Origin of the sequence: Brevundimonas sp. MF30-B (assembly GCF_004683885.1) — a bacterium.
In the GTDB taxonomy this organism is placed as follows: Bacteria; Pseudomonadota; Alphaproteobacteria; order Caulobacterales; family Caulobacteraceae; genus Brevundimonas.
Genome location: NZ_CP038440.1, coordinates 208923 through 215000, shown reverse-complemented (window position 1 = coordinate 215000; position 6078 = coordinate 208923). Strand labels below are relative to the sequence as shown.

Genomic DNA, 6078 nt, shown 5'->3' with positions numbered 1-6078 from the left:
ATCAGGAGGTTGGCTTAGAAGCAGCCATCCTTTAAAGAAAGCGTAACAGCTCACTGATCAAGCGATCCTGCGCGGAAAATGTAACGGGGCTAAAGCCGTGCGCCGAAGGTATGGGTTTGCAGTTTACTGCAAGCGGTAGCGGAGCGTTCCGTAAGCCGGTGAAGGTCGATCGTGAGGTCGGCTGGAGGTATCGGAAGTGAGAATGCTGACATGAGTAACGATAAACAGTGTGAGAAACACTGTCGCCGAAAGACCAAGGGTTCCTGCGTAAAGCTAATCTGCGCAGGGTTAGTCGGCCCCTAAGGCGAGGCTGAAAAGCGTAGTCGATGGGAAGCAGGTAAATATTCCTGCACCAGCTGGAAGTGACGGATGGCATAAGTCGTCGGGGATTATTGGATTTCTCCCGGCGGTGGCGTTGTCCCTGGAAATAACTCCAGCAGAGACCGTACCCGAAACCGACACAGGTGGTCAGGTAGAGCATACCAAGGCGCTTGAGAGAACTGTGCTGAAGGAACTCGGCAAATTGCACGCGTAACTTCGGAATAAGCGTGACTCACCTTGGGCAACCAAGAATGAGTGGCACAAGCCAGGGGGTAGCGACTGTTTAGCAAAAACACAGGGCTCTGCGAAGCAGCAATGCGACGTATAGGGTCTGACGCCTGCCCGGTGCCTGAAGGTTAAAGGGAGGAGTGCAAGCTCCGAACTGAAGCCCAGGTAAACGGCGGCCGTAACTATAACGGTCCTAAGGTAGCGAAATTCCTTGTCGGGTAAGTTCCGACCTGCACGAATGGCGTAACGACTTCCCCACTGTCTCCAGCACAGGCTCAGTGAAATTGAATTCCCCGTGAAGATGCGGGGTTCCCGCGGTCAGACGGAAAGACCCTATGAACCTTTACTATAGCTTCGCCTTGGCGTTAGCGACCGTATGTGTAGGATAGGTGGGAGGCTATGAAGCCGGGGCGCCAGCTCTGGTGGAGCCATCCTTGAAATACCACCCTTACTGTCGTTGACGTCTAACCGAGGACCGTTATCCGGTCCCGGGACATGGCGTGGTGGGTAGTTTGACTGGGGCGGTCGCCTCCTAAAGTGTAACGGAGGCGCGCGATGGTGGGCTCAGACCGGTCGGAAATCGGTCGTCGAGTGCAATGGCATAAGCCCGCCTGACTGCGAGACTGACAAGTCGAGCAGAGACGAAAGTCGGCCATAGTGATCCGGTGGTCCCGCGTGGAAGGGCCATCGCTCAACGGATAAAAGGTACTCTAGGGATAACAGGCTGATTTTGCCCAAGAGTCCATATCGACGGCAAAGTTTGGCACCTCGATGTCGGCTCATCACATCCTGGGGCTGGAGCAGGTCCCAAGGGTATGGCTGTTCGCCATTTAAAGTGGTACGTGAGCTGGGTTCAGAACGTCGTGAGACAGTTTGGTCCCTATCTGCCGTGGGTGTTCGAAGCTTGAGAGGATCTGTCCCTAGTACGAGAGGACCGGGATGGACATACCTCTGGTGGACCTGTCGTGGCGCCAGCCGCGCAGCAGGGTAGCTAAGTATGGAATAGATAACCGCTGAAAGCATCTAAGCGGGAAACTAACCTCAAAACAAGGCTTCGCTGAGGATCGTGGAAGACTACCACGTTGATAGGCCAGGTGTGGAAGCGCGGTGACGTGTGAAGCTTACTGGTACTAATAATCCGATCGGCTTGATCGTTTCTCAGCAAAACTCATTCGGTTTTACGCCGCCAAGGCGATGTCTTCTCAACAATATCTGTCCGGTTGACCTGGTGACTATGTCGGAGGTTCCCCACCCGATCCCATTCCGAACTCGGTCGTTAAGCCCTCCAGAGCCGATGGTACTTCGTCTTAAGGCGCGGGAGAGTAGGTCGTCGCCGGGTCTACCTGACAGATATTGTTGAGCTTCTTGAACCCTCTTCCTTCACACGACCGTTTGCCGCGGGATGGAGCAGCCCGGTAGCTCGTCAGGCTCATAACCTGAAGGTCGCAGGTTCAAATCCTGCTCCCGCACCCAAACAAAAGACACCCCTGGAGCTTGCGCTTCGGGGGTGTTTCTGTATCGACCTCCAGCCGACCCATTGAGCGGCGCCGAGCGCGACGCCAAAGCCGGTAGGATTGAGCTGCTCGTCGTTCCGCCGGATTACGAAGGCCGGGCGGCGGCATTCCACCGAAATGCGCAGTCAGGTCACGCCCGCCCCGTCCTAAGACCGACGCGCCGCGCGCCAGTGCTCGCGGCTCTGGCCCCACTTGTCCGGCGACACGTGATCGTAAGGCGGCGGCAGTTTGGTGGGGCCGATCAGCGAGGAGCCCAGGCGGCTCGCAAGGGCTTGGGACGCGACGTTGGCCGGGTCGATGCAATGGATGACGTCCGGCCAGTCCAGCACGTCGAAGGCGTAATCCATGGCCGCAACCGCCGCCTCATAGGCCAGCCCCTTGCCCCGGGCCTCGGGATGGACGCCGTACCCCACCTCGTTGCCCGGCCAGCCTTCGGGACGCCAAGGGCCGATGCGGCCCATCCACAGGCCCGTGGCCTTGTCGATCATTGAGAACATGGACACGCCGGTGAGAGCCCAGGCCCCGGCTACGGTCATGAAGCCGCGCCACGACGCCTCGGGCGCCATGGGGCCCCCGATGAAGCGGGCGCTCTCGTGCGCCATGGCCTCCGCCCAGCGCGGAAAGTCCTCCATCGCCGTGGGGCGCAGGATCAGGCGTTCGGTCTCGCGCGTCGGGCCAGGAGCGATCTGTGCGGCGATCAAAGCGGATACTCCCTTTCAAGCGCATACTGGCTGCCGTCAGACGTAAGCACGCTGGAGTAAAGGCCGAAACGCAGGACGGGGATGGGGGGGGAGACCAGCAGATTGTGGCCGGTGATCCAGGCGCCGATCCGGTCCGGATTGGCCTGGGGCTTCAGATAGGCCAGGGTCACGTGAGGGCGGTAGTCGCGCGCCTCCATCGGTATGCCGGCCCGCTTGCCGGCGGCGTGGCAACGCGCGGCGAGGGTCGCCAGCGGCTCGCTGCGCTCCAGCCCCGCCCAGAGCGTATGGCTGCGGTGCGCGTCGCCGAAGGCGCCGACGCCCCTCAGGGCGATGTCGAACCGGCCGGCGGGTATGCGCGACAGCTCCGCCGCCAGGTCGTCGGCCGTGCGCTCGGACACCTCGCCATAGAAGGCCAGGGTGACGTGCAGCGCCTCGGCCGGACGCCAGCGCGCTCCGGGCAGGCCGGATTGACGGCGCGCCAGGGCGTCCGCGACATCCGGCGGGATTTCGAGGGCCGTGAACAGTCGAACCATGCGACCCTTGGTAGCGGGCGAAACCAGGTGCTGAAAGGGCCGTTGCGCTTGCATGAGCGGTCGCTCGGACCGATATTTCGAGCAAGACCCGGGAGCCTTCCCGGACAAGGAGACGATATCGCCATGAGCGACTTCAATAACGGCTACGCCCGGCCGCTTCCGCAGACCGCCGACATGTCGGTGGACGCGGGCCTGCGCGCCTTCATGCTGGGCATATACAACAAGCTGGCGATCGGCCTGCTGGTCGCTGCGGGTCTGGCCTATCTCACCGGAAACGTGCCCGAGGTGCAGCAGTATCTGTTCAGCCTGCAGCCGGACGGCCGCGTGGCCCTGACGCCGCTCGGCATGATCGTGCAATTTTCGCCGCTGGTCATGCTGTTCGGCTCGATGTTCTTCATGAAGAACCCGACGGCCGGCGGGGTGAACCTGCTGTACTGGGCCGTGGTCGCCACGATCGGCGCGGGCCTGGGCATCGTCTTCCTGCGCTATACGGGCACCTCGGTGGCCTCGACCTTCCTGGTGACGGCAGCGGCCTTCGGCGGCCTGAGCCTGTTCGGCTATACGACCAAGAAGAACCTGACGGGCATGGGCACCTTCCTGATCATGGGCGTGATCGGACTGATCATCGCCATGGTGGTCAACATGTTCATCCAGTCGGGCGTCATGTACCTGATCATCTCGGGCGTGGGCGTGCTGCTGTTCTCGGGCCTGATCGCCTATGACACCCAGCGCCTGAAGATGACTTATTACGCCCTGGGCGGCGACCAGGCGGCGATGGGCGTGGCGACCGGCTTCGGTGCGCTGAGCCTGTTCATCAACTTCATCAATCTGTTCCAATTCCTCCTGGCCTTCTTAGGCCAGCGCGAATAGGCGCGGCGCGACCCGCAAACGGAAAGGGCCCCGGCGATCCGCCGGGGCCCTTTTTGCATCCGCGACCGGTCAGTCGAAGATGTCGAAAATGCTGTCGCGCTTCTTCTTCTTGTAGCGGTACTCATCGTCCCGATAGCGCTCGTCCTTGTAGCGGCGATCGTCGCGATAGCCCTGAGGCGCGCCCCAAGGCTGGGCATGGGGCTGTGCCGGCGGATAGGGCGCGGGGATCGGCTGGGCGGCTGGCGCCGAGGCGCGACCGTCCTCGGTCGCCGAGGCCATCAGCTTTTCCAGCTCACCACGATCTAGCCAGACCCCGCGGCAGGTCGGGCACATGTCGAACTGGACCCCGGATCGATCTAGGGTCTGCATCGGCGCATTGTCGTTGGGACACATCAACAGGGGCATGGGTCGCCTTTCCTTGGCTCAAGCCTCGCAGATGAGACCTGGCTCCAGCGGCGGAAATGCGTCGTGGCGTCGCAAGTTGCGTGAGGGAGGTGGGCGGCCCGCGACCAGCCGGATTGGGCCAGCTTGACGGTCGGGGCGCGCCCGGCTCCATGATCGCGGCAAGCAGGAAGCTCTGGCCCCGACCAAGGCGCTAGGCACACTCGCAAATCGGAGTTCTTCAGATCAAGGCGCCATCATGGCGCGCGTCAGAAAGTCGCGGCTCAGCAGGACTGGCCGGCGGCCCAGCCCGAGGCCCAGGCCCACTGGAAATTATAACCGCCCAGCCAGCCGGTCATGTCGACCGCTTCGCCGATCACGAACAGCCCAGGCTGACGCTTGGCCTGCAGTGTCTGCTGATCCAGGTCTGCGGTGGCCACGCCGCCCAGAGTGACTTCGGCGGTGCGGTATCCTTCGGAACCGACCGGCTTGAGCGTCCAGGCGTTGACCGCCGTCTCAAGCCGGCGCAGCGCCTTGTCGGACTGATCCGCCAGATTGCCGGCCATCCCTTCGCGCTCCGCCACCCACTCCGCCAGCCGGCGCGGCACGTGCGTGGCCAGCGCGGTGTGCACCGCCTGCCGGCCGTTGGTCGCCTTGGCCTTGCGCAGGGCGTCGAACAGATCGATGTCCGGGGCCAGGTTGACAGTGACCGCCTCGCCTTCGCGCCAGTAGCTGGAGATCTGCAGGATCGACGGCCCGCTCAGACCGCGATGGGTGAACAGCAGGCCTTCGCGGAATCGCGTCCGGCCGTGAGCGGCGACGGCGTCGACCGCGACGCCCGCCAGCGTGCGAGTCTGCTCCAGCAAGCCAGGCTCGAAGGTCAGCGGAACCAGTGCTGGACGAGTCTCGGTCACGGTCAAACCGAGGGCGCGCGCCGTTTCATAGGCCCAGCCGGTGGCGCCCATCTTCGGGATCGATTTCCCGCCTGTCGCGATGACCAGTGAAGCGGCTTCGACTGCAGAGCCATCGGACAACACGACCCGCCAGCGCTCGCCGCGTCGATCCAGCGACTGAACGCCGGTCGACAAGCTCAATGTCGCGCCCGCCTGCCTCATCTCGCTTGTCAGCAGATCGACGATCTGGCGCGCGCTGTCATCGCAAAACAGTTGTCCTAGCGTCTTCTCGTGCCAGGCGACCCCCGCCTTATCGAGTTTGGCGATGAAATCGCGTGGTGTGTAGCGGCGCAGGGCCGAAGTGGCGAAGCGCGGGTTCTCACCCAGAAAATTCGCGGGCCCGGTCCCAAGGTTCGTGAAGTTGCACCGGCCGCCGCCGGAGATCCGGATCTTCTCGCCCGGCGCGCGGGCGTGGTCCACGATGCGCACTCGGCGGCCGCGACGGCCGGCCTCGATGGCGCACATCATGCCGGCCGCTCCTGCGCCGACAATCAGCACGTCGAAAGTCTGAGCCATCATCGCGCTCTTAGCGCACGACGCCTGAATTCGGTCAAGTTTCGCAGTGGCGGGAGGGAAT

At 62.8% G+C, this 6078-nt stretch carries 5 protein-coding genes, 1 tRNA gene and 2 rRNA genes (1 of these 8 cut by a window edge); 4 read left to right on the top strand and 4 right to left on the bottom strand.

Going from position 1 to position 6078, the window contains the following annotated elements; genetic code table 11:
- The 3 genes from E4M01_RS01025 to E4M01_RS01015 all read left to right on the top strand — a co-directional run.
- Nucleotides 1-1704 (top strand): 23S ribosomal RNA (locus E4M01_RS01025) (it extends 1077 nt beyond the left edge of the window).
- 69 nt (nucleotides 1705-1773) lie between these two features.
- Nucleotides 1774-1888: ribosomal RNA gene (rrf, locus tag E4M01_RS01020) — 5S ribosomal RNA — on the top strand.
- A 57-nt stretch (nucleotides 1889-1945) separates the two neighbouring features.
- Nucleotides 1946-2022, top strand: a tRNA-Met gene (locus E4M01_RS01015).
- Between the two features lie 187 nt (nucleotides 2023-2209).
- Here the strand turns inward: E4M01_RS01015 and E4M01_RS01010 are convergent.
- Nucleotides 2210-2764, bottom strand: a complete 555-nt coding sequence (locus tag E4M01_RS01010) for a GNAT family N-acetyltransferase (RefSeq protein WP_256359970.1) — start codon at nucleotides 2762-2764, stop codon at nucleotides 2210-2212.
- On the bottom strand, nucleotides 2761-3297 hold the full coding sequence (thpR, locus tag E4M01_RS01005; protein ID WP_135066825.1) for an RNA 2',3'-cyclic phosphodiesterase: 537 nt from the start codon (nucleotides 3295-3297) through the stop codon (nucleotides 2761-2763). Before thpR ends, E4M01_RS01010 begins: the two co-directional genes overlap by 4 nt.
- A 123-nt stretch (nucleotides 3298-3420) precedes the next feature.
- Between thpR and E4M01_RS01000 the strand changes: the two genes are divergently transcribed.
- A complete protein-coding gene (locus E4M01_RS01000) occupies nucleotides 3421-4167 on the top strand; it encodes a Bax inhibitor-1/YccA family protein (protein ID WP_135066822.1) in 747 nt (248 codons plus the stop codon).
- Between the two features lie 69 nt (nucleotides 4168-4236).
- Here the strand turns inward: E4M01_RS01000 and E4M01_RS00995 are convergent, their stop codons facing one another.
- Both E4M01_RS00995 and E4M01_RS00990 read right to left on the bottom strand, forming a co-directional pair.
- Nucleotides 4237-4572, bottom strand: coding sequence for a zf-TFIIB domain-containing protein (locus E4M01_RS00995; protein ID WP_135066820.1), 336 nt, complete (start codon nucleotides 4570-4572; stop codon nucleotides 4237-4239).
- Nucleotides 4573-4832: 260 nt separating this feature from the next.
- Nucleotides 4833-6020, bottom strand: coding sequence for an NAD(P)/FAD-dependent oxidoreductase (locus E4M01_RS00990; RefSeq protein ID WP_135066817.1), 1188 nt, complete (start codon nucleotides 6018-6020; stop codon nucleotides 4833-4835).
- Nucleotides 6021-6078 lie beyond the last annotated feature (58 nt).